19 protein-coding genes are annotated in these 26761 nt (G+C 41.9%); 2 read left to right on the top strand and 17 right to left on the bottom strand.

The window, feature by feature from the left end:
• Positions 1-88: 88 nt before the first annotated feature.
• Both uxaC and ACRC6Q_RS01510 read right to left on the bottom strand, forming a co-directional pair.
• Positions 89-1480: a glucuronate isomerase gene (gene uxaC / locus ACRC6Q_RS01515; protein WP_431466312.1), complete on the bottom strand. Its 1392-nt coding sequence runs from the start codon at positions 1478-1480 to the stop codon at positions 89-91.
• A gap of 32 nt (positions 1481-1512) precedes the next feature.
• On the bottom strand, positions 1513-3009 hold the full coding sequence (locus ACRC6Q_RS01510; protein ID WP_431465615.1) for a tagaturonate epimerase family protein: 1497 nt from the start codon (positions 3007-3009) through the stop codon (positions 1513-1515).
• A 258-nt stretch (positions 3010-3267) separates the two neighbouring features.
• On the opposite strand from ACRC6Q_RS01510, the gene ACRC6Q_RS01505 reads away from it, so the two are divergent.
• Entirely contained in the window at positions 3268-4266 is a 999-nt protein-coding gene (locus ACRC6Q_RS01505) for a LacI family DNA-binding transcriptional regulator (protein ID WP_431465614.1), read from the top strand.
• A gap of 128 nt (positions 4267-4394) precedes the next feature.
• Here the strand turns inward: ACRC6Q_RS01505 and ACRC6Q_RS01500 are convergent, their stop codons facing one another.
• From ACRC6Q_RS01500 to ACRC6Q_RS01430, 15 genes are all read right to left on the bottom strand, one after another.
• Positions 4395-5672: a TRAP transporter large permease gene (locus tag ACRC6Q_RS01500; RefSeq protein ID WP_431465613.1), complete on the bottom strand. Its 1278-nt coding sequence runs from the start codon at positions 5670-5672 to the stop codon at positions 4395-4397.
• Between the two features lie 4 nt (positions 5673-5676).
• Positions 5677-6174 carry a TRAP transporter small permease gene (locus ACRC6Q_RS01495; RefSeq protein WP_431465612.1) on the bottom strand — a complete coding sequence of 166 codons (498 nt, stop codon included), beginning with the start codon at positions 6172-6174 and terminating at the stop codon, positions 5677-5679.
• Positions 6175-6236: 62 nt separating this feature from the next.
• Complete coding sequence (locus ACRC6Q_RS01490) at positions 6237-7247, bottom strand: TRAP transporter substrate-binding protein (protein WP_431465611.1); 1011 nt, start codon at positions 7245-7247, stop codon at positions 6237-6239.
• A 473-nt stretch (positions 7248-7720) separates the two neighbouring features.
• Entirely contained in the window at positions 7721-9091 is a 1371-nt protein-coding gene (locus tag ACRC6Q_RS01485) for a hypothetical protein (protein ID WP_431465610.1), read from the bottom strand.
• Between the two features lie 1374 nt (positions 9092-10465).
• Positions 10466-11446, bottom strand: a complete 981-nt coding sequence (locus ACRC6Q_RS01480; protein ID WP_431465609.1) for a hydroxyacid dehydrogenase — start codon at positions 11444-11446, stop codon at positions 10466-10468.
• An 82-nt stretch (positions 11447-11528) separates the two neighbouring features.
• Entirely contained in the window at positions 11529-12887 is a 1359-nt protein-coding gene (locus ACRC6Q_RS01475; RefSeq protein ID WP_431465608.1) for a hypothetical protein, read from the bottom strand.
• An 87-nt stretch (positions 12888-12974) separates the two neighbouring features.
• On the bottom strand, positions 12975-13673 hold the full coding sequence (locus tag ACRC6Q_RS01470; protein WP_223636653.1) for a FadR/GntR family transcriptional regulator: 699 nt from the start codon (positions 13671-13673) through the stop codon (positions 12975-12977).
• A gap of 100 nt (positions 13674-13773) precedes the next feature.
• Complete coding sequence (gene gudD / locus ACRC6Q_RS01465) at positions 13774-15132, bottom strand: glucarate dehydratase (RefSeq protein WP_223636650.1); 1359 nt, start codon at positions 15130-15132, stop codon at positions 13774-13776.
• Between the two features lie 131 nt (positions 15133-15263).
• Entirely contained in the window at positions 15264-16730 is a 1467-nt protein-coding gene (gene gucD / locus ACRC6Q_RS01460) for an alpha-ketoglutaric semialdehyde dehydrogenase GucD (protein WP_431465607.1), read from the bottom strand.
• Positions 16731-16739: 9 nt separating this feature from the next.
• A complete protein-coding gene (kdgD, locus tag ACRC6Q_RS01455) occupies positions 16740-17669 on the bottom strand; it encodes a 5-dehydro-4-deoxyglucarate dehydratase (RefSeq protein ID WP_431465606.1) in 930 nt (309 codons plus the stop codon).
• Between the two features lie 83 nt (positions 17670-17752).
• Entirely contained in the window at positions 17753-19285 is a 1533-nt protein-coding gene (gene garD / locus ACRC6Q_RS01450) for a galactarate dehydratase (protein ID WP_223636642.1), read from the bottom strand.
• A 38-nt stretch (positions 19286-19323) separates the two neighbouring features.
• On the bottom strand, positions 19324-20337 hold the full coding sequence (locus ACRC6Q_RS01445) for a mannonate dehydratase (RefSeq protein WP_431465605.1): 1014 nt from the start codon (positions 20335-20337) through the stop codon (positions 19324-19326).
• A gap of 157 nt (positions 20338-20494) precedes the next feature.
• Complete coding sequence (locus tag ACRC6Q_RS01440) at positions 20495-21496, bottom strand: tripartite tricarboxylate transporter substrate binding protein (RefSeq protein ID WP_431465604.1); 1002 nt, start codon at positions 21494-21496, stop codon at positions 20495-20497.
• A gap of 71 nt (positions 21497-21567) precedes the next feature.
• Positions 21568-23067: a tripartite tricarboxylate transporter permease gene (locus ACRC6Q_RS01435; protein ID WP_223636635.1), complete on the bottom strand. Its 1500-nt coding sequence runs from the start codon at positions 23065-23067 to the stop codon at positions 21568-21570.
• A 12-nt stretch (positions 23068-23079) separates the two neighbouring features.
• Positions 23080-23580, bottom strand: coding sequence for a tripartite tricarboxylate transporter TctB family protein (locus ACRC6Q_RS01430; protein ID WP_431465603.1), 501 nt, complete (start codon positions 23578-23580; stop codon positions 23080-23082).
• A gap of 764 nt (positions 23581-24344) precedes the next feature.
• On the opposite strand from ACRC6Q_RS01430, the gene ACRC6Q_RS01425 reads away from it, so the two are divergent.
• The gene (locus ACRC6Q_RS01425) at positions 24345-26714 is read left to right on the top strand and encodes a putative bifunctional diguanylate cyclase/phosphodiesterase (RefSeq protein ID WP_431465602.1); all 2370 of its coding nucleotides are present in this window, start codon (positions 24345-24347) and stop codon (positions 26712-26714) included.
• Positions 26715-26761 lie beyond the last annotated feature (47 nt).

Below are 26761 nucleotides of genomic sequence, written 5' to 3'. Positions count from 1 at the left end.
ATAGGTGTACAAAAGCTTGATCAATATTGAAGTGTTTTTACTAAAATGCCCCCTCTTAATAGCAGTGGGGGCATTTTAGCAATTTATATTATTCGAAATCAAAGTATTCTTTTGCATTATGATAGGAGATTCCGTTAACAATACTGCCTAGGAATTCAATATCGTCAGGAACTTCACCCGCTTCTACCCAACTCCCGATAAAATTACAAACTATTCTTCTGAAATATTCATGTCTGGTATAGGAGAGAAAGCTTCTGGAATCTGTAAGCATACCGATAAAGCGGCTAAAGACCCCCATGTCGGCCAATGTTTGCATCTGGCTCAGCATGCCGGATTTCGTATCGTTATACCACCATGCAGTACCCAACTGCATTTTTCCCGGCACTCCTCCGCCTTGAAAATTACCAATCATTGTAGCCAGTGTGGGGTTGTCATTAGGATTTAATGAATATAAGATCGTTTTCGGAAGTGCATTTTCTTTTTCTAGTGAATTCAACAACCTTGCCAATGGTTTGGCAATTTTTTCATCGTTCATGGAATCATAGCCTGTATCAGGGCCCAACTCTTTTAACATTCTGGAGTTATTGTTCCGCAGCGCATTAATATGGAACTGCATCACCCATCCATGCTCAGCATAAAGTTTTCCAAGGAAGACCAGAGTATGGGACTTGAAGATTTTTTCACCATCAACAGAAACTTTTTCTCCTTTTAATGCACGCTCAAAGTGTACTTTAGCTTCTTCTACAGTTGCATCAGTATACATCACTGCATCAAGTGCGTGATCAGAAACACGGCCACCAATCGAATGGAAAAAATCAACTCTTGACTTTAAAGCTTCAAGAAACGACTCATAGGAATTGATTTCAAGATTCGAGGCTTTTTGCAATTTCCCTACCCAGTCTGCAAAGCCATCTTTGTTAATTTCGAGAGCTTTGTCAGGACGGAAGCTCGGAAATACTTTCGTGTCAAAATCATTTTCATCTCTAAGTTTCAAATGATATTCCAAGCTGTCTGCCGGGTCGTCAGTTGTACAAATCACTTTCACTTGGGATTTTTGGATAAAATCACGTGCGCGGTAGCTATCACTGTCCAGTAATGCATTTACCCTTTCCCAAATCTCCGGTGCAGATTTTTCATTGAGAATGTCATCAATACCGAAGAAACGCTGCAATTCCAAATGAGTCCAATTATAAAGCGGATTGCCGATCAACAACGGGACTGTTTTAGCCCATGCCATGAATTTATCGTAATCACTGGCATCGCCGGTAATGTATTCTTCATCTACTCCATTGGCTCGCATCACGCGCCATTTGTAATGGTCCCCATACAGCCAGATATCCGTAATATTCTTGAACTTTTTGTTTTCATATATTTCTTTCGGGCTCAAATGGCAATGGTAATCAATAATCGGTAAATCTTTTGCATAGTCATGGTACAACTTGATTGCTGTTTCATTTTCCAGTAAGAAGTTTTCACCCATAAATGTTTGCAAATTCAACATCCTTTCTTCAATTATAAATTCAGTAAATCAACGTGTTTTCCGATATGGCTGATAAGTGCTTCACGGTATGCTTGTTCATTTTCGTTCAGTGAATTGTAAAACTCATCTTTGAATAAAAAGTTTCCTTTATCATCTTTGGCCGTAAGCAAAATACCGTATGTGACATGAAGCACTTGACGGGCTGCATCGTTGTTCATGTAATCTGCCAGTTGCTCATCGTTCACACTGTCCAGTGGAACGATGCTTTCCATATTTGGTGTTATATGATAATACTTCAATGCTTCATCAAGGTGCTCTAAAGCATAAGCGTGCATACGACGATAAAGATTTGGTTTAATTGTTGCAATGGCTCTTACAGCTTCTAGCCAATTGGTTCCTGCTGTCTTAACATGTAAAATTCCTTTTGTATACTTAGAAATAATCGGGAAAACTGAAAATTTATCACTTCCAGAATGAATACTTAATTTATATCCAAAATATTCAGCAATGGCTGCATGTTCACTCAGTTCAACTTCAAATTGTTCTACATCGCCAATATAGTCGATTCCTTTTTGGAATTCTCCACAAAATCTTGGGGCAAGACTAGTAACCAGTACATCTTTTGATTTCAGTTCATTAGCTACAAAGAAATGGGAGCCTGGTGATGTTACAGTTTCTGTTTCATCGATGGATAATTCAAAATCGATATCGCGGTCGGCTTTTGTTATATATTCCTCATAAACATGCTGGGTATAATCCAGCGCCTCCCCATAAATCAATACATTCTTCATCAACGTCAGTTCATTAAATTCAATCTTTAATCCGTTGACTTCAAATGCTTGATTTAGATAGCGCTCAGTGAAATAGTTTCTTTTTTCTTCAGGAAGCTTCTCATATGCAGATCTAATTTCTTCATCTGTGGCTGTTTCAATATTCTTTTTGATTTGATCAGAGCAATCCAGCGTCAACATTGACACTCCAACCGAAAGGGCGTATTCAATATCTTTTTCTTCTTTAATGTGATCCCCGTCCGCTCCATAACCATCTTTGTATCCTTCTTGGAAAACAGCAAAAGATGCCGCATCAAGCATGTCGTTCATTGATCTATTGGTTAATGTCAGCTCACGTATGCTTTGCTGAGCCAATACCGGTTTTACTTTTCTATTTCTTAAAGTTTCAATATGCCCAGGTGAAGCAATCCCTAAGCGATCTCCAAGTCCCATCGTAGCTTGCTTTGTACCAAAAGCCCGGGGAACTGTATAGTCAAAATAACGATTCAGCACTAAGCGGTTTTCATGGGAAAGTGGGCAAATTTTTCCTTTTCCATCGATAATTGTTCCTTCCAATTCCATAAACAAAGAACCTTCTCCCGATGCCAATAGCCACTTGCCATCTTTATCCTTCACCATCACTAAGTTTGTTTGACCTGATTGTGCATATGATTCCTCATAAATTGTAACTTCAGAAATAATAGATTTTTCTAACTGGTCCTCTGTAAGTAAATCTAAAATCGGGTTGAAATGCTCCATTAAATTTGACACTCCTTCATTTTTAGTATTAAATATCAGCATACTGATAACGTTTTCATAATCTCTAGAATTTTTTCTGAAAACTTTTAATAACAACGTTGTAAAGTTAACTTAAAGATAAATCTCCTTCTAAGCACTGTTATGAATAGTTTTTAGTGATATGAAATCACTTAACAATTGAAAGCTTATTTTAAAATACCGATGGAAAAGGTATTTTCTATGTTACATTTTAAAAAATACGAATTATAAGGTGATTAAATGACTGTAACTATAAAAGATATCGCAAAAGTAGCGGGCGTTAGTTATTCAACCGTTTCTAAAGCTTTGAACGACAGCCCGTTAGTTAAAAACAATACTAAAAAAAAGATAGTGGCTATTGCAGATGAGATGGGTTATGCACCAAATTTTGCCGCACAGCATCTGGTATCAAAAAAATCAAGAATTATCGGACTCATATGGCCGACTATAGAACGAGTCGTTCTCGCTACATTAGTAACAAAGATAAGTAATGAAATAAATAAAACACCTTATTCCATGATCCTATCAGTCGATCCTATTGAAAAATCATTAGAAACATTCAAAAAGTATAAAGTAGATGGTGCCATTTTATTCGAGGAAGATGTTCGGGTACAAATCACCAACTTCCCATCTCCTATATTAGGATATGGAGTTGCTGGAACTACCTCATCAGACTATCCCGTTATCGATCCCGATCACCAACAAGCTATTTTAAAAGCAGTCACATACTTATATGAGTTGGGGCATCGCAAAATTGCATATGTCGGTTTCATCTCCCAGAACGACCCGCGTCAAATCGGAAAGTATTTAGGGTTTAAGAAAGCACTGAAGAAGTTCGATATTGAAGAACTCAATAAACAGCACGTATTCAATACCGAAGGCCTAGATTGGTATGATGGGTACTCAGCTATCAATAAACTGCTGGAACTTCAAAATCCGGTTACAGCCATAGTGGGAGGAAGCTATGATATAAGCGGTGGAATTATACGTGGTCTAAAAGACAAACATATAGATATTCCCCAGGATATATCAGTGATCAGTTATGACAACATTCCACAAATGGAAAACATGGAAATCCCATTAACAAGCGTAGGCGTTCCCATAGAAGAACTGGCAAAGGAAATTGTAGATACGATTATAAAAATGGTGGAAAGCGACCAGCCTCTTCCTCGAGTGACTATGCTAACTCCTTCACTTGCTGAAAGAAAGTCATGTGCACCTGTCAAACGTAAACAGTAATTCCTCAACGGGTATTTTAAACCACTGTAATTACTGACCAGATTTTATTTTATAAATTTTTTACTATAATGTGACCCTCCTTGTAGGTTTGCCAAACAGAGGGTCATTTTTTCAATTATAAACTTTTCTTACTCAAACAAACTTGGCAGCCATAAAGTAAGATTCGGGACATAAGCGACTAATAACAATACGGCCAACATTGCTCCATAAAAAGGCAGCATGGCTCTTGAAGCTTTTTCTATGGATATCCGTCCAATGGCAGACCCTACAAATAACACTGCACCTACTGGAGGTGTTACCAATCCTATACCTAAGCTCAAAATCAGCATTACACCAAAGTGAACCGGATCTATCCCTGCCGTTATAGCAACTGGCAGCAAGATTGGTGTCGCAATTAAAATAAGCGGTGCCATATCCATTATCATGCCTAACAGTAGAAGGATAATTAAAATTAATAAGATTGTTATAAAATTGTTGGGAGAAATACTGATTAATGCATCAGCTACCATTTGCGGAACACGCAGCATGGCCAATAGCCAACCAAAAGCAGAAGATGCTCCGATCAAGAACAGCACCATCGACAAAGTTTTAAAGGTATTATGCAGAATGACACCCATTCTTGTTATTGATACTTCACGATATACGAAGAAAGCAATAATGAAGGCATATAGCGCTCCGATTGCAGCAGATTCAGTAGCCGTAAAAATACCGCTGAGTATTCCGCCCATAATGATTACAATGGTGAATAGTCCTAATAAACCTTCTCTAATGATTTTCGGAATTTCTTCCCTAGCCACAGGCTCACCTTTTGGATATTTTCTTTTGACAGCGATTAGGTAAGTCAAAGTCATTATAGCCAAACCGAGTAATAAACCAGGCAAGAGACCACCCATGAAAAGAGCACCGACTGAAACTCCACCAGCAGCAGTAGAAAAAATAATCATATTATGGCTTGGTGGAATCAGAACACCTTGTGTAGCACTGGAAATGGTTACCGAAACAGAGTAGTCTGCATCATACTTCTGTTTTTTCATCATTGGAATTAATACAGATCCCAGAGATGAGGTATCCGCTAGAGCCGACCCTGAAATACCGCCAAAGAATGTACTGGCCAAGACGTTAACCATAGCTAGTCCGCCGCGAATCCTCCCAATGATCACATTTGCAAAATCAATTAATCGGCGGGAGATTCCTCCTTCATTCATAATTTCACCAGCCAGTATGAAAAATGGGATAGCCAACAAAGAAAATGAATTCAAGCCGCCGACCATTCGTTGAACAATTGCCGCAGAGTCGATGCCCATATAAATCCCTGTAACCAGTGAGGATATAATTAGTGTAAGTGCTATTGGAACCCTAAATATCAGTAATAAAATAAAGCTCCCTAATAAAACGAAAACATCCATATGCTCAACCCTCACTTATATCATTTAAGTCTTGATGCAGTCCCTTTTTGAACAACAGGTCAATCCCATAGAATGTTACGAAAAACCCCGATACCGGTATTGCTGAGTATAATACACTCGACGGCCATCCCGTTCCAGGCATTGAAGAGTTCCCCATTAAGACGGTAAACTGCCAGCCATAATAAATCATGATTACACCAAAACCAATAATTAATACTTTCGATAAGTAATCAAATGCATGCTGTACAGTTTCTGGAAGCTGATTGACGACAATTCCCAAAGCAATATGAAGTTTTTCCTTAAATCCATAAGCTATACCCAGAAAACTGACCCAAACGAAAAGAAGTTTGGAGACTTCTTCTGACCAGGAAGGCGTATAATTCAGTACTTGACGCGAAAAGACTTGAACAATAATAATCACTACCATCGCCAACAACATGGTTAAAGCAGACCCTAATAAAAGTCGATCCAAAAAAGTTTTAACCATTTTCAAAATCTTCATATGGATATTCCTCCTAAAACAGAGAAGTGAGGAATAATTCCTCACCCCAATGGACTCTCTTATTAGTTTGAAAGCTTATCAATCCACTCGCCGTACTGTTCTTCATATTGATCATAAACTGGCTGTACAGCCTCTCTCCAAGGAGTGATATCGTCAATTTCGACTAACTCACTGCCGGCCTCCACAACCGCTTCTCTTGATTCTTCTGTCAACTCAGCCCAAGCTTCGCGCTGAACTTCTACTGACTCCATTGCAGCCTCTCTGAACAATTCTTTATCTTCATCACTTAATGTATCCCAAACCTTTTGAGATGCAATAACAACTTCCGGAGTACCAGTGTATCCGTTCACTGTATAGTAGGGTGCAACTTCAAAGTGGTTAGAAGTATAATAACTTGGAAAGTTGTTTTCCGCCCCATCAATAACTCCAGTCTGTAAGCTGGAATAGACTTCTCCGTATTCCATAGGTGTAGCAGAAGCTCCCAAAGCTTCAACTACAGCAATAGACAATTCGGAATTTTGCACACGAATTTTTAACCCCGCCATGTCTTCCGGTGTTTCAATTGGGCGTTCTGTGTTATAAAAGCTTCTTTCACCAGAATCATAAAATGCTAACCCAACCATGTTCGTGCCATCCAAAGTATCCAACAACTCACGGCCTAAGTCCCCATTCAATTTTCCCCATTTTTCTTCTTCATTTTCGAATAAAAATGGCATTGATGTAACGCCTATCTCTTCTGCGAATTGTGAGAGAGGAGATGCATTTACACGAGCTAAGTCAATCGATCCGAGCTGAACTTGTTCAATAGAGTTGGTTTCCTCACCCAACTGCCCGCCTGAATAGACATCTATTTTGTAGCGGCCATCTGTTTTTTCTTCAACCAAGCGAGCAAATTCTTTATCTCCAATAGTTGTAGGGTAATCATCCGGCTGGTTTTCAGCTAACTTTAGTGTAATTGTTTCACCAGCACCTTCTGCAGATCCACCCGAGCTTGAGCCTTCATCCCCACATGCAGCTAGCGTAAGTGCTGCCATACTAGTTACAAAAAAGATTGACAACGTTTTCATTTTCATTGTTAATTCCCCCTTAGGTTTTTTATCTATACTATATTCAAAAAAATATTTATAAAAGCAAATTTCCAACGTTGTTATTTTAGATCAAAAAAAATATTTATACTTAATTAAGCGCCTGACTTTCAAGTAATACTCATCTCAGAATCCCATAAAACGAAAATTTTTTTGTATTTAATAGCTTAATATTAAGCAACTACGTAATCGGTGGTTCACCACTTCCTCTCTATTATCAAGCAGATACTGCCTTTGTTGCTCCTAGATTTTTTTGTTTCGAATATTGGAAAGCAAAATTGTTAGTTCTGCTGTAGAACATAGCCTCTTTTCCAAAAGACTTATAATTCTTAATCGTATTATAATTGTAAGCGTTTTATAAATCAAGCGTTTTAAGAAAATTCTTACAACTTACAACAAATCTTCTCTCACCTTTTATAGAAATAGCAAACTCGATTTCCATAATTCCACTAAAAAATTGATTACAATAGTAAAAACGCTATTATAGTACCGATTCCACCGAAAAGAAGAGCGAATGGAAGATTTTGCAAAGTGATTTTGTATGGACTTTGTCTCATATTAACTGAGGTAAGTGTTACAACTAGACCGTAAGTTCCAACTGTTAATGTTGAAACAGCGCTTGTAACTAAAACAATCGCCAAACTAATTGGGTTCATGAAATTTATCAAAGTTGATATGACACCGCCTAAAATACCGATTGTCGCTACTGGATGAACACCAAACATGCTAAGGAAAATGAATAGCAATTGAATGGTAATCATTATTAAAAGCGGTTTATTAGACATCGATGCAATCGGAGCCTGAATCACTTCTAAAAAGGAAGTGAGACTAATACTATTTGCAAAAAAAGACAATGAGATAAATAAAACGATGAAGTTTTGCATAGTATTTGTTTTAGCCTTCCAAGTATTCCAGCCAATTATCCAAAAACTTCGCACTCTTTTCATTAACACGGACCATAATAAAGAAAACGGCAAAATTAATATCGTGACGGTGAAAATAAATTCTAAATCGAATCGATTACCTAAATAAATTACGAGCGATAAAAAAATAGCAAGCGCACTAATTAAATGAACTAATTTTTTTATTAGCATTTTCGGGTCAATTGTCCGTTCAACTGAAGCTATATGGTTATACTCATACTTTTGGTAGCGCAACCTGCCCCATAACGCATCTAGCAGAAAAGTTACCCCAGAAATCAGCAGCAACCATGGAAGTAAAGATATATAGTTTACTCCCGTCACAAAAATCGAAGCCGCCAGCAGAATCTCTAAAGGACTCCATATTAAAGCCAACGAGTAGCCCCTCAATGTTGCAGTATTGATAAACGAGTTCCTTACTTTTTCATCAAATGTCTTCAAATTACTTTTTAAAACATCTTGCGCAATAGTTGTTGAGGATAAATTTAGAAAAGCAGCCATTACCAATGTGATAATTGAACTTCGTGGATATAGTTTGCCAAGATCATTTACGTTTACTTCCATCACTTGTTTTAAATTTTTATCGAATCTCCCGCTTTTGACTACACTATTCATCCATGGCAGCATAGCCAACAAAGTCAGTAAAGGCAGATTTGATACAAGCATAGGAGGAACTTCCTGCAGTGGATTTCCAGTAGTAGTATATAAAAAGACACCCACTATAATAAAAGCTCCACCAAGAATTTTAAAAAGACGGGACGCTTTTCCATAAGAAACAATCAACATAACAATCGCTAGTATGCCTAATAGATAATTTAGTTCTTCGCTCTTCAGAAATACATTAATGATATGGATTAAAAAAACCAATGAATAAAAAAGATATATGTTTTTAGAATAAACAGAGCTTATCATTAAACCTCCTAGACAACGTTGTTATTTTAATAAAAACACTTTTAAGATATCGTTTTGAAATCCGGATAAACTCTTTAATTCATTGAACTTATAAAGGACTTTTAATTGAGTAGAGAGACTGAAAAAATTCTTAATAATTAACTCTCTCCTTCTTTTTATGACTTAATCATAACTAGAAACTAACATGCCGTCGGTGTAAATGGATTAAGCAAACTTGCATAACTATGTTGACTCTTCTCAACAAGTGGAAATATTATGATAGCAAAATTTATTAGTCGGTTTAATAGTCTCCTTCCTAATTCAGTATATTCAACCTCGAACAAGCTAAGATTACTTTTAAAGAAACGAGTTGTCAAATTATTCTATCTATATAAATCAGACTAAAGAGTCATACTTTCCATGTACCACTTCTACCCCGCGGGCTAAAACAAAGACAATTTCTCCTGCGCCAGCTCGTCGTAAAATAGACTTGTTTGCTTATTTTACTTAGCTCTTTGCTATATCTTTTCTAAATGATTTAGCCCTTTGTAGAGAGCCTATTGCTTCATAAAATATGGAGCAATAATCCTTAGACTATAAGACAGCAAGGTCAAAAGTGCTCGAGCTAGGCCTTATTCCATAGGCTGATATTGTCGTCATCCTTTTGATTTAAAGCTTACTAGCCTATCCATATTGGCAATCATTTAGTTAATTGCGATTACTTTCTCTGTCGTATAGTCATTGTTTTTGGTAACCCGATTGAACTTTTTGCGAACTTCCAAGAATATATCTGCGTTAAAGTCCCATCATTAAGGAAAGAGCTTTCGGTACACCCCTCTTTACTAATAGAACGGACGTATGGATTTATTACCTAACAGGAACTTCAAATATTATCAATGTTCTGATTCTCGTATACCCACACTAATAATCACTCTATCTGAGCTTTGTGTTTACCAATTTTTTTCTGATTCCCTTGAGCAATTCTCTGATGTTTGTGAATAACCACCACTATATAATCTTCGTTAACCAGTAGGATATTGACCGTCCAATCCTTACCGTGTGCTGGACTGAATCCTCATCAAAGAGTCTGTCTTATTTGTTCTTATGGGCTTAATTACTTGCTTACCCTGTTTTAGCAATCATTTTCCCATGGAAACCCAATAACTCTGGCCTCTTCTTTCCCAATTGCTGGATATCTCAGCTACCTTCTCCGGATTTGACCAGTTCTAACTAACAGATGCTCTCATCTATCGTTCAATTACTTCATACAGTCCAAGTATTCTGCTTTTCGATAACAGATACAAACTTGATGTTTCCCCTGGGAAACATCACCACGAAAATACAACTGAAACGGTAAACATCTCCTTTTCAGCTGCACTTTTTATATTCAATAGATTATTTACCCGTTTCACCCACTTTCTCCATTTGCTTCTCATTAAGCCATACAAGCGGATCCATCTGGTTTTTAACCCGAACAATCTCTTTTGCGCAATCCAGGGACATGGTGTTCATCGCCTCTTGTGTCAAAGCGGCAAGATGAGGTGTGGCAATCAGGTTATCCAGCTTCAGCAGCGGATGATCGGCAGAAACGGGCTCCTGTTCAAAGACATCCAATGCAGCACCGGCAATCAAGTTATCACTGAGCACTTCAGCTAATGCGGCTTCATCCACTAACCCGCCTCTGGCCGCATTGATTAGGAATGCCGAGGGTTTCATCAAACCTAACTTCTCCTGATCGATGAAATGATGAAGCGCTTTGTTATATGGGAGATGCAAAGAAATGAAATCTGACTTCCTCATCAGTTCGTCTATGTCTTCTACTTTGCTTATGTATGTTTCTTCAGGCGGTTTGGCGTAAGGGTCATAGGCAATCACTCTCATTTCGAGGCCGAATGCACATTTTTTGGCGACCAGCTTCCCAATATTGCCAAGTCCAATAATGCCCAGCACTTTTCCTTTCAGTTCAGTTCCGTAAGAGGTGTCCCGCACCTCAAAATTTCCTCGTCTCACAGCCTTATCGACTTTAATAGTTTGCCTGGAAATGGCTAATATCAATCCTGTCACATGTTCGGCCACGGAATTGATGTTGGCGGCGGGTGTGTAGGACACATAAATCCCCTTGGCTGAAGCAGCTTCAATATCGATATTATCGAACCCGACGCCGTGCCGTGCAATGATTTTCAGCCGATCAGCCTGAAGAATCATTTTTTCGTCCAGCATATCTGTTCTCAGCAAAACCGCATCGCAATCTTTAATCGCTGCCTCTAGTTCTCCTGCGCTCATTTCTTTACGCGCATCCACTTCACAGCCATTCGCCTTTAAATAGTCAATTCCTTCAGATGCCACAGTTCTTGGTACCAGGACCTTAAAAGCCATTTCCCTTCCCCCTTTTCACTCATCTCTATTCAACACTGAATGCCTTATTTTGAAGAATGAAGATCTCACGACCTGTTGAGAGTTACTGATAAATAAGCTTCAGTGCATAGATGAAGACACAGCCGATCAAAAACATCGTTAGCACATACAGTCCATTCCATCGGAAGCCCACTGTGAAAAACTTCTTGCTGACTGCGTTCGATATGAGAATCGTAACTGCATTTATCGGACTGATGATAGCAGACATGAACCAAGCCAGTATGAAGACAAAAGCAATCACTACAGGGTCCACACCGATTGCTGCAGGATCGACTTGCATGACCAGCAATGGAACCGTAATAATTTGATGGAAACCGATTAAGGCAAAGAACATGATGGTAAAAACGATAAACACAACAAAGAAGAAAAAAGAACCTTCAGAAATGATCAATAGAAAATCTTTTATCCAGCCCGATATGGAAGAATTCGAAATTGCACTGCCAAATACACCGGCACTTAGAAAAAGAACCATTTCGCTGCCTGTTCCGCCTGTTACCTGATTTTTATAGAGGATGACTTGATCGATGAAACTCTTCCACTTGCCAGCCAAAGCCATCCAGATTGCCGGTATGATGATTGCCAGCATGCTCACCAAGACGAGCATCGATAACTTCGTCAGCTGCTCCAGAAGAATCAAAGCTGAAATCAAGATCCCTAATGAGAAGACAAATTTCAGAACCAGGGGCAGTATATGTATCTCCTTTTCATCCCCTTTGTTTTTCTCTGTTGATAAAGGCTTTTCGACTCCATTCTTCATGGCGAAAAGCAGATTCCCTGTCAGAAGTTGCGCGGCGGCAAACAACAGTCCGATGACAAAGTACTCGCTATAAGGGATGTCCAGGTAATACAGCACCAGTGCGACAGAGCCAAAATAAGGCGACCAAACCATCGCTGTAGAAAAACCGGTGAAATAAGAACGGCCCAACAGCTCACCCGACAAATTGCGGTCTTTCATCAAATCAGCTAAAATCCTCACCGATCCTACATTTAAGACAGGAGCCAGCAGGGTCAGAAAGCTTGAGATTCCCAGAAATAGTTGCCTCGGTTTGTTCTTTACCTGTTCTATGTATGCCATCGGATCGTCCAGCAACGTTCCGCTCCTTAAAGGAATGGACAATAATGGAGCCAGCAGTATCAGGATAAGAAGCGGCAAATTCAGCTGGACGCCTTGAACACTTTCGATCAAGCTGGCGCCATTCATAAAGAAGCTGATGCCCATTCCGATAACCAGAAGACTGATGCCCATCACCTTTGTCATGGCTTTTGAAGAAGGGATGGCAACAATCAATAATAAAAAAGCCAAAATCGACAGTAATATATGACCGCGTTCACTGCCTATAAAAACATTGAAAAAGTAGAGCAGAAGAACAAGGATTATTAAACTGCTTTTTATCCTATTCAAATCCTCCACCTGCTTTCATTGACGCTTTTCCTAGTTTTCCAAAAAATAGCAGACTATAAACAATTCGCGTTTACAGTCTGCTCCTTTTCAATCACTTTTTTCCGGTAAATTGTCTAGAATTTTTTTCCGGACAAAACTTAAATGCCGGTACATTTGCGTAAACGCTTCATGAGGGTCTCTTTTTTTCAAAGCCTCATAGATTGCCATGTGGTGCTCCACTGTAATATCGGGATCCCGATGCTGAATTAAGCTGTCTGTTTTATGATGCGTAATAAGCAAAGAGGTGATCATCCCTTCCACCACCGGATTGTTTGCGCTCAACGCAATGATTCGGTGAAACTCCTTGTCCAGTGCACCGTAGTTGGTATGCGCATTTTCCTTTATGCTTTCAATCGTTTCCAACAGCTGGTCCAATTGTTCATCCGAAATCTTTTCAGCTGCAATAGTCACCAAACCGAGCTCCAACGCCATCCTCGCTTCAATTACAGCAGGAAGGTTGTTTATCGATAGGGCGAGCATCGCTGTAAAAGGATCGCTTCCGACTTTATCATTTACAATTGTCCCACCACGGGGCTTTCTCGTGATGATCTCCAAGGTCTCAAGAGAACTCAAAGCTTCTCGCAAAACGGGTCTGCTTACTCCCAATTGCTCCATCAGCTTCATCTCCGGAGGTAATTTGTCTCCAGGCTTCAGTTGGCCATCAACCAATAAAAATACAATTTTCTCCAAAACCTGCTGCGAGAGTGTACTTCTTCGGACTGTGTCCACTATATATCCATCCATCATATAACCTGTCACCGCCTTTTTATGCAAGAACACCGTATAATTCTTTCGCTCCTGCGCTACTTCTTTCTATTTTACATTAATTTTACACTTACTTCCTATATTAATCCCTTACTAGGCAAGGCTTCTTATTATCGAATTTCCAATTTGGAATTAAATATTGCATACCTTGAGAATCATCGCGTGCGCCAAGGCCGTGTTCGTTGTATAGCTGATGCGCTTTCTCGATTTTTTCCAGATCGATTTCGATGCCCAAACCAGGTGATTGAGGCACTTCAATTTTACCGTCCACAATTTGGAAAGGGTTTTTAGTTAAGTACTGTCCATCCTGCCAAATCCAATGGGTATCGATTGCTGTAATTTTTCCTGGAGCTGCTGCCGCGACCTGGGTAAACATCGCAAGCGAGATATCAAAATGGTTATTCGAGTGTGATCCCCATGTTAGTCCCCATTCATTGCACATCTGTGCTACTCTTACCGACCCCTGCATGGTCCAGAAATGAGGATCAGCCAATGGAATATCGACAGAGTTCAATTGGATGGCGTGGCCCATTTCGCGCCAGTCTGTAGCGATCATGTTCGTGGCGGTCGGAAGTCCTGTCGCTTTTCTGAATTCGGCCATCACTTCACGCGAAGAATAGCCGTTTTCCGCTCCGCATGGATCTTCCGCATAGGCAAGAACATCTCCCTTGCCTTTACAAAGGCGAATCGCTTCTTCCAATGACCAGGCACCGTTTGGATCCAGCGTGATCCGGGCTTCCGGGAAGCGTTCAGCCAAAGCCGTTACAGCCTTCATTTCTTCTTCGCCTTTCAGTACGCCGCCTTTGAGTTTGAAGTCCTGGAAACCATAACGCTTGTGGGCAGCTTCAGCCAGCGCGACAACCGATTCAGGAGTCAGTGCTTCTTCATGCCTCAATCTTAACCAGTCGTCAGTTGCATCCGGTTCGCTCAAATAAGGCAGATCTGTTTTGTTGCGATCTCCAATATAAAATAAGTAGCCAAGCATCTCTACATGCGTTCGCTGTTGACCTTCACCCAATAGCTCCGCAACAGGAACATTCAGGAATTTCCCCAAAAGATCAAGCAACGCCGCTTCGAGCGCTGTTACTGCGTGAATCGTTGTTCTCAGATCGAAGGTTTGGCTGCCTCTGCCGCCCGCGTCTTTAAATGCGAACTCTTTACGGACTTTGTTTAAAATCCGGTTGTAGGCACCAATCGGCTGATCCAGTACATATTCTTTTGCTTCTTCCAGGGTTTGGCGGATGGCTTCTCCTCCCGGAACTTCCCCCGCTCCAATATTTCCGTGATTGTCTTCCAATATCACAATATTACGCGTAAAAAATGGACTATGCGCTCCACTCAGGTTCAATAGCATACTGTCATGCCCCGCAACCGGGACAACTCTCATTTCCACTATATGCGGTGCTGCTGTTTTTTGCTGATTCTCATCTTTCGTTAGCATATTCCCACTCCTCCATACTTATTGGTTGAAACAATCCCGTAAACGGGTTATGTATAGAAATTCTTTATTTAAAAGTCCAAAAAATTTTAAAAAAGAGGAGTTACGCATCTAGCGCATAACTCCCTCTGCTTTTATTTTTTTACAAATACCGTTTTAATAGCTGTGAAGAACTCGATAGCCGCTTTCCCTTGTTCACGGGAATGTGAGCTCGACTGTTTCATACCGCCAAATGGCGCCTGCAATTCAACGCCTGCGCTTTCCGCATTGATGCGCACAAGCCCGGCTTCCATATCATTGATGAATTCCAGCATATTGCCGATGTTTGTGGTGAAAATCGATGCGCTCAAGCCGTACTCCGAGTCATTAGCCATTGCCAGCCCTTCTTCTATCGTATCCACTTTCAGCAATGCCAGTACAGGACCGAAGATTTCTTCTCTTGCGATGGCCATATCAGATGTCACGTCGTCGAACACTGTTGGTTCTACGAAGTAGCCGTTGGCAGTTTCCGTTCCTGTAAGACGATTTCCGCCATAGATCAGTTTGGCTCCTTCTTGCTTGCCTTTTTCAATATAAGACAACACCGTATTCAACTGGTTTTCACTTGCGACTGGTCCCATCCAACTGCCGGAGTCCATGCCATTTCCGACTGTAATTTCAGCGACTTTTTCCAGCAATTTTTTGCGGAACTCATCGTATACACCTTTTTGGACGATGACCCGGCTGGTAGCTGTACATTTCTGTCCTGAAGATTTTAATCCTCCAGCAATTGTCGCACTGACAGCCAGATCGAGATCTGCATCATTGGCTACGATAACCGGATTCTTGCCGCCCATTTCAAGCTGATATTTGATGCCGCGATCAAATGCTGCACGGCCGATTTGTTTTCCGACTGCGTTCGATCCGGTAAATGTGACGGCATCCACATTCGGATGCTCCGCCAGACCTTGTCCGATGACTGAACCGGAACCGGTCACCATGTTGATGACACCTTCCGGAAGACCCGCTTCATGGAAGCATTCAATCACCCGGGCTGCCGTAACTGCCGTATCGCTGGCCGGTTTTAAGACGACTGAGTTTCCGTAGATCAATGCTGGTGCCATTTTCCAGATCGGAATGGCAACCGGGAAATTCCAGGGGGTGATGACGCCCACTACTCCTAACGGTACTCTCGTTGTAAACATCAGCGCTTCGCTGTCTGACGATGGAATGACATCTCCAATCGCCCGCATGCCTTCGCCTGCATAATAACGCAGAATAGCTACACCACGGAGGGTTTCACCTTTTGCTTCCGCAAAAGTTTTGCCCATTTCCTTGGTCATTGCTTCAGCCACATATTCCACTTTCTCTTCAAGTACATTTGCCACTTTGAACAAGTAATTTCCTCTGTCACTGCCGGCAAGCTTTCTCCAAACTTTCTGGCCTGCTTTTGCTGCAGAGACCGCTTTATCCAAGTCATTTGCAGAAGACAACTGGAAAGAACCCAGCACTTCATCTTTATTGGAAGGATTGAAGCTTTCGCTTGTTTTCCCGGTATCCGATGTAACCCATTCGCCGTTGATGTAGTTCAAGTATGTTTTAACTTCTATATTAGTAGTCATAAAATCCTCCTAGTTTTTAGTCGTTATTTTTGCCGGATATTTCTTCAGCGCTTCTTCGATGATTACTTTCAACTGTGCATAATGCGCTTCTTCGACCGGCGCGATTGGAGCTCTGACATTTGTTGTGACCGGAAGTCCGACGATCTTCATGCCTGCTTTGATCAGTGAAACAGCATAGCCTTTTTTCTGTTTTCTGATACGGTGAATCGGTAGGATAACTTCTCCGTATATCTCTTTCTCGACTTTTTTATCGCCATTTTTCAATGCTTCGAAATACTGTTTTGAAATATGCGGGATGTAGTTTGAAATGGCCGATGAATACGTATTGAAGCCGAGATTCAAGTAGGCTCCCATCGTCACTTCAGCCAACGGCATCCCGTTGATCCATTCCAGCCGATCCCCGAACAAATGCGTGAATTCAGCTACCGTTTCCATATTGCCGACGCCATCTTTGAAGCCGACCAGTTGAGGCAACTCACAAAGCTTGCCTAATGTATCTGCAGTCATAATACAGTTGTCCCGGTTATAGACGATGGCATTTAAATCGGTGCTGCTGATGATTTCGCTCAAATAATTGTAAAGGCCTTCTTGAGAAGGATCGATCAAGTATGGCGGTAAGATCAAGTAGCCGTCTGCGCCAAGCTCTTCGGATATTTTTGCCTGTTCCAAAGCAGCAGTGATATTGCCGCCGACTCCGGTATAGAGCGGCACTTTTCCTTTTGTCTTTTTGACAGCCAATTCCACCATGGCGTGGTATTCCGCGGTGTTGATCGCGTGAAGCTCACCAGCTCCACATGCTACAAAAATCGAAGTCAGGCCCTGATCCAATAAAAAATCGATATTTGCTTCCAGTCCATTTAAATCCAATATGCCTTTATCCGTTAATGGCGCTACCGGAAAGCCTAAAATCCCTGTGGGTGATTGCCTTTTGTTTTTCATATCCATTACCACCTTCAATTATTTTTTGTTTAATAGTAATATTGTAAGACAATTAAATTGTTCTGTCAATTCAATTAATTTATTCAAGTAACGGGAGAAGGGTTGAATAGGGCAAGATCGTTATGGATTCCCCATTGATCAGCCCAGGTTTGCTTGGATCCGCTGCTCACTTCCAGAATGTCGTTAAAAATTTCATACCCCACTTCTTCAATAGAAGCTTCTCCGGTAGCAATCTTTCCAGCATTTATATCGATCAGATCATGCCATTGCTCCTGCAGTGTGTTTCTTGTCGACACTTTTAGGACTGGTGCCATACTCAAGTTATAGGGTGTTCCTCTGCCGGTTGTGAATACTTGCAAGTGTATTCCGGAAGCCAATTGAAGCGTTCCACAAACAAAATCACTTGCTGGCGTAGCTGCGAAAACCAACCCTTTCTTTCTCACCTTTTCCCCTGGACTCAATACATCGACAATCGGTAAAGTTCCAGATTTCACAATGGATCCCAGCGACTTTTCAACAACATTCGATAATCCTCCCCGTTTATTGCCCGGGGATGGATTTGCGCTGCGATCCACTTGGCCTCTATTCAAATACTCGTCGTACCATTTCATTTCTCTTATTAAAGATTTTCCCACTTCTTCGTTTACTGCGCGGGGAGTTAATAGATGGATGGCATCCCGAACTTCCGTGACCTCGGAGAAAAGCACCGTCGCACCGGCTCTTACTAAAAGATCTGTGGCATAGCCCAATGCTGGATTAGCCGTAACTCCTGAAAAAGCATCGCTTCCTCCACACTGAACACCGACCACCAAGTCAGAAACAGGACAGACTTCTCTTTGACGTTCGTTTAATCGGTTCAAGCGCTGTTCCGCCATTTTAACGATGGAAGCGATCATTTGGACAAAGCCATCTTCATCCTGAAGGGACAGGATATTATCGTCGTCATTTCCATCGTTTAAACGCGTAGGCACCAATTTTTCGCAACCCAGACCGATGATCATCACTTCCCCACCAAAATTTGGATGTTTCGCTAGATTTTCAATGGTTCGGATCGGTATTTCCGCATCTGGTGCATTGATTGCCACTCCGCAGCCATAATTATGGTTCAAAGCGATAACATCATCTACATTGGGAAACTGCGGCAATAATTCCTGCCTGATTTTTTTGACTGCATATTCCAGAACCCCTGCAACGCATTGCACGCTTGTCGTAATGCCAAGCAGGTTTTTCGTTCCGACCGTACCATCTGAATTTCGGTAACCGAGGAACGTATAGGTTTCTTCTAATGGCTTCACTTCTTTTAGATTCGTTGAAAATGGAAGAGAATCCAGTTCCGGAGGCGTCGGCAAATTCACCAATGCCTCTTTCACCCAACTACCTTTTTGGATCAACTTTTCAGCATAGCCAATTACTTCACCGTAGCGAATGATTTCTTCACCTGGTTGAATATCGGACAAAGCAACTTTATGTCCCTGTGGAATTCGCTGTATAAGAGTCAGACCACATGAAAACTGAACTCCTTGTTTTAATCCACCCGTATTGACGATGATCGCCGTATTATCCTGCGCGTTCATCTTCAAGAACAAGGGAATATCTGCATTCGATTCATGTTCCATGTCTTCACTCCTCTAATTTATGTAAAGTTATATTTCTTTTAGCCTTCAAACTCTGTCATGGCCGCAAACAAAGCTTTGATATAGCCGACAGAATATGCAAACCCAAGACTGGATTTCTTCCAACCAATATTTGAATATTGCCAGCGTGTGTCCAGATCCGGCTGATCTCCTGCCATTGTCGGGACATGGTCAGGATTGATGCAGCCGTCATAGCCCACTTTCTTCAATTCCAGCAATAGTTTGAACATGTTCATATCACCGTCATCCAACAAGGCTTCTTCAAAGGCCCCAGCAGTCGGCAAACTGCCTCTGACATTCCGGAAGTGGACCAGGAAAATTCTGCCCTTGCGGCCGAAATGATTGATTTCATCCAGCACCAATGAAGAACCACCTGCTTCCGCGCGTGTCCCGATACAATAAACCAATCCGACGTTCTTATTTGGAAAATCGTCGATTAGACGATGCAGGCCGATACCGCCGAATGGTGAATCAGGATGCGGGGTATCTGACGGGTGCATGGCTATTTTCACACCATTTTCCTGTGCAGTCGGCACTAATTCCTTATAAGCTGTCTGAACGTTGCCCCACCAGGATTCCAATTCTTCCAAAGTAGGAGTCGACTGCTTTTCTTTCTGCAACCCAAGGCTCTCGCCACGTGAAATCGCCCCGCCACGCTGCACTGCTTTATAATTCCTTGAAAGCCCGTAGAAAACGTCACCTTCAAATCGCTGCCTCACAATATCTATACCGGCCTGTCCAAACACTTTTACTGCATTAACGGAGTTTTCGAGCTGGCGCTCACTTCCTGGACGGTTCAGCATAAAGTCATCGGTCATATTCGGCAACGTCACTCTGTTGATGTCCATTCCATATGATCGGATTCGTCTTTGCAGTTTCAATAATTCATCCAGATCCGGAAATCCTTGTTCACTGACACCGGCAAAAGAGCCGCCAGCTCCAAAATCAACACAATCCACCCCAAGTTGGGACATTTGCTGCAAATCCATATCACTTAAATCTGTAGTATTTACTGTTACAGAAACTTTCATCATTTATAAAATCACCTCTTCAGCATTTTTTTAACTATTGTTAGGACAATAATTTATGGCAGCAACTCTTGGAAGCATCCAGTTCTGCACGAATAGTTCTCAAAGTTGCTGCCACCAATTGTTAATATCCAAACTTATGAATGTTCCATTATTGAATTATTTATTGTTCCGAGTTGTCATAAGCCTCTTGATAGCTGGCATTGATTTCTTCTAATTTTGCATTTGTTGCTTCTTGGTCCAAGAAAGTAGGCGACAACCAAGAATCTTCGATTTCCTGTTGATACTCTTCATTCGCCACGACATTTTCCATAGCATTAGAGAATTTCTCTACATATGCATCCGGAGTTTCCGGATCGAAGCCCCAATAGAAGATCTTGTCGATGACGATATCAACGCCTTCCTCTTTGAACGTTGGAACATCAGGAGCTCCTTCTAGGCGTTCTTCTGCCATAACTCCCAGTGGAACCATATCCCCGGATTCGATATATCCGCTTACTAAACCAAGTGAAGTTGGCACAATGTCCACACGCCCTCCAAGAAGAGCTGCAATTTTATCGGCTGCTCCACCGATGTCTACGATATTAAATTCAACACCAGTCTGTTCCTGGAATTGAAGTGTCTGAATATAAGTCATGGAACCGATCTCAGTCGCCATCGTCACTTCTCCAGGATTAGCCTTTGCATATTCAATCAAAGAAGGAATGTCTTGGAATTCAGAATCTGGAGACGTAAGAAACGTGTTGGATTGGTCCAATACCCCCACACCCGCCATTTTAAATTCATCATATGTGTAATCGGTCAATCCAAAAACATTATTCAATAGCATAGAGTTATGGAACGCAAGAACCGTTTGTCCGTCAGGCTTCGCATCCAAAACGGTTTGTGTTCCTGTTGCTCCACCTGAACCGGTGACATTCGATACTACGATATTTGTATCAAGTTCTTTTTCCAAATATTTCGCCATGATCCGTGTATTTAAATCCGTATCGCCGCCTGCTCCAGCCGGTACAACAACTGTAATCGGCCCTGATGGATAATCAGCAGCAGGATCATTGCCTGCATTCGCGTCTTCGCTTGCCTCATTCCCACCACAAGCCCCCAGGAATAAAATTGATGTTGCCAGAACCGAACCGAACAAAGTCTTTCTTAATACATTCTTCATTTAATTTCCCCCTTGTTTTTTTATTTCAACGGGCTTAACCCCATTAAAAACGAAATCAATTGTCGAGCAGTTTAAACATTTAAAACACTGGTGCCTTTCTTCTTCTTGTGATTACTGTAAATTGCGAAGACTACTGAAGCTGCTGCAACCAACAGAAATGCTGCTGCAATGGGTGAAGTCAAGAATGGCATGAAATCACCTTGTGAAAGCATTAATCCTCTGCGTAAATTCGTCTCCAGCAATGGCCCTAAGATAAAGCCAAGAACAAGCGGCGTCAGTGGGAAACCGAACTTGATCATCAAATAACCCAAAACCCCGAAGAACAACAAAGCACCGACATCAAACAATCTATTGTTGACACCGAAAGCTCCTACTACACAAAGCGCGAGAATGATCGGGTATAGGATATGCTGTGGAATACTCAACAAACGGATGAAGCCTTTCATCCCCATAAATAGGAAAAGAATCATGAAGACGTTCGCAATTAGAAGTGCTGCAAAAATTCCGTACACCACATCACCGCTGTTTTGCATCAGCAATGGCCCCGGTTGCAAGCCGTGTAGTACCAGTCCACCCAAGAGCATGGCTGTTACTGTATCGCCGGGAATTCCTAGAGAGATAAGCGGAACAAGCGCTCCACCTACTGCAGCATTGTTGGAAGCCTCAGACGCCACAACACCGGCTGGATTTCCTTTCCCAAACTCTTCAGGCTTCTTCGAAGAACTTTTCGCCGCGACATAGGAAATGATGTTTGAAGTACCTCCACCAATGCCCGGCAAAATCCCGATCCCCAGTCCAATGAGACTTGACCTCAAAAAGTTCCACCCTTGAGCCACGTATTCTTTTATGCTCACTTTGTAATTCACTTTAGAAAGTTTTGCATTCAAGCCTTTTTTCACTTTCTTTTCAGCCGATATAAAAATTTCCGATAAGGCGAACAATCCGATTAAAACAGGAAGCAAGTTAAATCCAGCGTTCATATCGGTGAAGCCGTATGTAAAACGCGGAAATGCATCGATGGGAGCCGCGCCCACCATGGCAAAAGAAATTCCAAGCAATCCGGCCATAATTCCTTTCGGCAGAGAATCTCCAGAAAGACTGGCAATCAAGGTCAAGGAAAAAATAACAATGGCGAAAAATTCAAACGGTCCAAATTGTAGAGCTACTCTTCCTAATGGAGGCGCAATCATAATCAGGACGATAATACTGAGAAGTCCACCTAAGAAAGAAGAAACGATGGCATAATTGAACGCCTTTCCTGCTTCGCCATTTTGTGCCATTGGATATCCGTCAAAGGTTGTGGCGATTGAAGAGGGAGTGCCTGGCAGCTTCAATAGAATAGCCGGGATTAGCCCACCTGAAACGCCACCGATGTATAAGCCCATTAAGAGAGACATTCCTGCGATTGGATCCATACCGTATGTAATGGGCAGGCAGATGGCGACGGCCATAGTGGCAGTCAGGCCGGGTATGGACCCGAACACAAGTCCCAAAGCCACACCAGCTGCAATCAGCATGATAATTTGCAATGTCATAACGGACCCGAAGCCCGCAAATAGCATATCGAACATAGTTTATCCTCCTTAGCCAATGATTCCAGTTGGAAGCATGACGTAAAATACATTGCGGAAAAGGTAATAGATTGTTGCGGATGTAACAATGGAGATTAGAAGGAAGAGCCAAATCTTCCGATGAGTGATATGGCTTAAGATCAGCATCTGCAAGAAAATGTAGATGACTGTCATGATCAAGAAACCGATATAAGGCAACAGTATTACGTAGCCGATCATCAATCCTAAACTTATCAGCACAGGTTTGTAGCTTCTTTTTTCAGTTACAATCAATTCTTCTTTATGTTGCTCTGGCGAGTTTTTCTCTTCAGGAATGATTTTACTTTTTCTGAACCCACCCACAGCGATGACGACGCTGAAAATGGCCATTACTATCGCAATGATTTGAGGCATAAAGGCCGGCCCGACAAGACTCGTAGTTAAAGCTTCAAAGCTGTAAGCTGTAAAAAACATGATAACGCTTACAATCAAAAGAAAAATACCGGAAAAGACATCTTCGTACTTTGCCACCATACTGTTCCCCCTCAACATACTGTAGATTTAAAATATTCTGATTGTTAATATGTTTTATTGTAAGACAATATAGATTGACTGTCAACAAAGTATTTAAATTTTCTTACTTTACTAATTAAACTTCAAGTTGCGGTGAAAGCTGTGGGTCTTTGAAAATACTTCTTCTATAGAAGAGATGCGCTTCATAAACCAACGAGCAAGAAGTAAAACTTTAGAAAAGATCGAGAGGATTATCCAGCTATGACTGTTGGCTATCTCAAGAAATCCGGCTGACCGGAGATCAAAACTGAGATTGAAATTTTGAGGGCACCGGTATAAAGTATCGACTTTTTTACACTAAGGGAAAAGCAGCAATAGTTGCTTATCTATCTTCTATATACCTTAATCCGCCATGGCCAACTGACTGATAGCGATAAAACTGATGATGTCAGCTCCACCTGCTCCATCTGGAACACTACTTTAAACTAAATAAACCATGACGTTAAAGAACTGAAACCTTATTTAGGAGTCAGTTCTTTCTTTTTCCTTACTCTAACTAATTTAAAAAGCGAAACCCTCATAGGCTATTCGACTATTTATTTTTAAAATATTGGTTATTAATTTCCACTAAATTGTTATTATCTGTAATATCCCTATTTCTTTTCTTCCCCAACTTCTTTATAATAAAATAAATAACAACAAATTCTTTAAATTCAGAATTTTTTATGTAAATATTTTCTATTTTAAACGAGGTGGAATCCATCACTCTTTCGAATATAAAAAAATTGTTTGCTGTTTATATCTTCTTCCATATCTCCATCTACTATGCCTGGACTTTGTTCAATGAGAGCAATGATTATATTCATCTGCTGGGGATCATCCTTATTTCCTGGCTGGCTCCTCTCGTTGCCGGAATCGCTCTGTTCATTGTGTATTTAAAAATCCATAACCCCGACCGTTATTTCTGGCTGCTCTGTTCGCTGGGGTGTTTCAGCTATGTAATCGCTCAGGGAATCTGGTTCTACAGCCACAGTATTGCCCGTGCAGATGCGCCCTATATGGGATGGACAGACCTGTTTTACTTACTTCAAATCCTTTTCTATCTAATTGCCTTCGTTTATCAGCTCTGGCAGAAAAAAGAAAATGCCCATCAAATCAAGTTTCTGTTTGATATGGGCATTATCGTTGCTGTATTTACGGCCCTTAGCTGGCATTATCTGATCCAGCCCCTGTTCTCGTCAGGTTCTGCATCTCCCCTGCTGCTTGCGGCCTCAGTTGGGTATCCGATTGGAGATTTACTCTTGCTGTTTGCTGCTGTCAGCTTCTATATCGGCTCCACCTACTTTTTTCAGAGCCGCGTACTGGCACTGATCATTGCAGGTTTGATTGTCCAGGTTTTTGCGGATACCGCTTATCTTCTTGCGATGATTGCGGGCAGCTATAATGCAGGCACGCTCTATGATCCCTTATGGTCCCTCGGACTGCTGATCACGGCGCTTGCCGGCCTGTATGCCCTGGAACCCAAAAATGAAGCTATTCCAACCACAGCTTCCGCCCCTACCGATGGCCGGATTTCCCTGCGCATGCTGCTTCCTTATTTCAGCATGGTGCTGCTGTTCATCGTCATGATTTTCGAGCAAAAGAATGATATGAACGGCTTGATTGCCGGAGCTGGCGTGTCGGTCATTTTGATCATCACCAGACAGGTCTTCACGCTGCAGGACAACCGGAAGTTATTGGCTCGCTACCATGAACTGACTTCTGTACTTGAGGAGAAAATCGAACAACGAACGGTCGAGGTCACTTCCAAGAACGAACAATTGAAAAAAGCCGTACGGCAGATGAAGCACATGGCCTATCACGATGTGCTGAGCGGATTGCCGAACAGAAGGTTGTTTCTGGAAAAACTTGAAGCCGCGATATCGGCGGCCAGACTGAATTCACGGAAAGTTGCTGTCGTCTTCATCGATTTGGATCGCTTCAAAAACATCAACGATACATTCGGCCATGAGTTCGGGGATTTATTGCTGCAGGGATTTTCCCAAAAAATCAGAGGCAACCTACGCTCAAACGATATCGTTTCACGGCAGGGCGGGGATGAGTTCACTTTGATTTTGAACAATATCCAAGCTGAAACGGACATTGCGCCGATGATCCACAGGCTGCAGTCCGCCCTGGCATCACCCCTGACCATCAATGGCCAGGAACTGCATATTTCGATGAGCATCGGCATCGCAATCTACCCGAAAGATGGAGAGACGACAGGGGAACTGCTGAAGCATGCCGACAGTGCCATGTACAGCGCAAAAGAAAAAGGGAAAAACAATTACCAGTTCTTTTCGGACGACATGGCCGTCAGCGCCTCCCGAAAAATCGCGCTTGAAAACGATCTGCGCCGCGCCCTTGCCAATGAAGAATTCATCCTGCATTACCAGCCGCAGATCCAGGCCGCAACCGGTGAAATCGTTGGGATGGAAGCCTTGGTCCGCTGGCAGAATGCAGACGGAAAAATCATTTCTCCCGGAGAGTTCATTCCGCTGGCGGAAGAAACCCGGTTGATCCTTCCCATCGGCGAGTGGGTTCTTTATACGGCCTGCAGGCAGGCGAAGAAATGGCATGATACGGGGTATTCCCAGTTGAAGCTTGCTGTGAATTTGTCTCCTCTCCAATTTCTGCATGACGATTTGATGGACACGGTGCGGCTGGCTCTTGAAAAGACCGGCTTTCCAGCTGCTTCTTTGGAGCTGGAAATTACGGAAGGCGTCGCTGTTGATGATGCCGAAAAGGCGATTTCCCGGATGCTGGCCTTGAGGAAGTTGGGCGTACGGATTGCTATTGATGATTTCGGCACCGGCTATTCGTCGCTGAACTACCTGAAACGGTTCCCGCTCAACAACCTGAAAATCGCCCAGCCGTTCGTTCAGGACATGGCCACCAACCCTCACGACAAAGCACTTGTCGAAGCTATGATTTTCATCGCCCACCGCCTCGACATGTCGGTCATCGCAGAAGGCGTAGAAACCGGTGAACAATTGGCATTGCTGAAAGAGATGAACTGCGATGAAATCCAAGGCTACTTCTTCAGCAGACCGCTCACTGCCGAAAAATTTTCAGCTCTTCTTGCGAATAGGCTGCCTTCTATAAAATTGGTTTAGACAGCATAAGTGACCTCTCTTACTTTTTCTTTACCGCAAACAGGCAT

This window comes from Planococcus sp. SE5232 (genome assembly GCF_050686535.1).
GTDB lineage: Bacteria > Bacillota > Bacilli > Bacillales_A > Planococcaceae > Planococcus.
The sequence above is the reverse complement of the archived record's forward strand: the minus strand, read 5'-3'. Positions and strand labels throughout refer to the sequence as shown.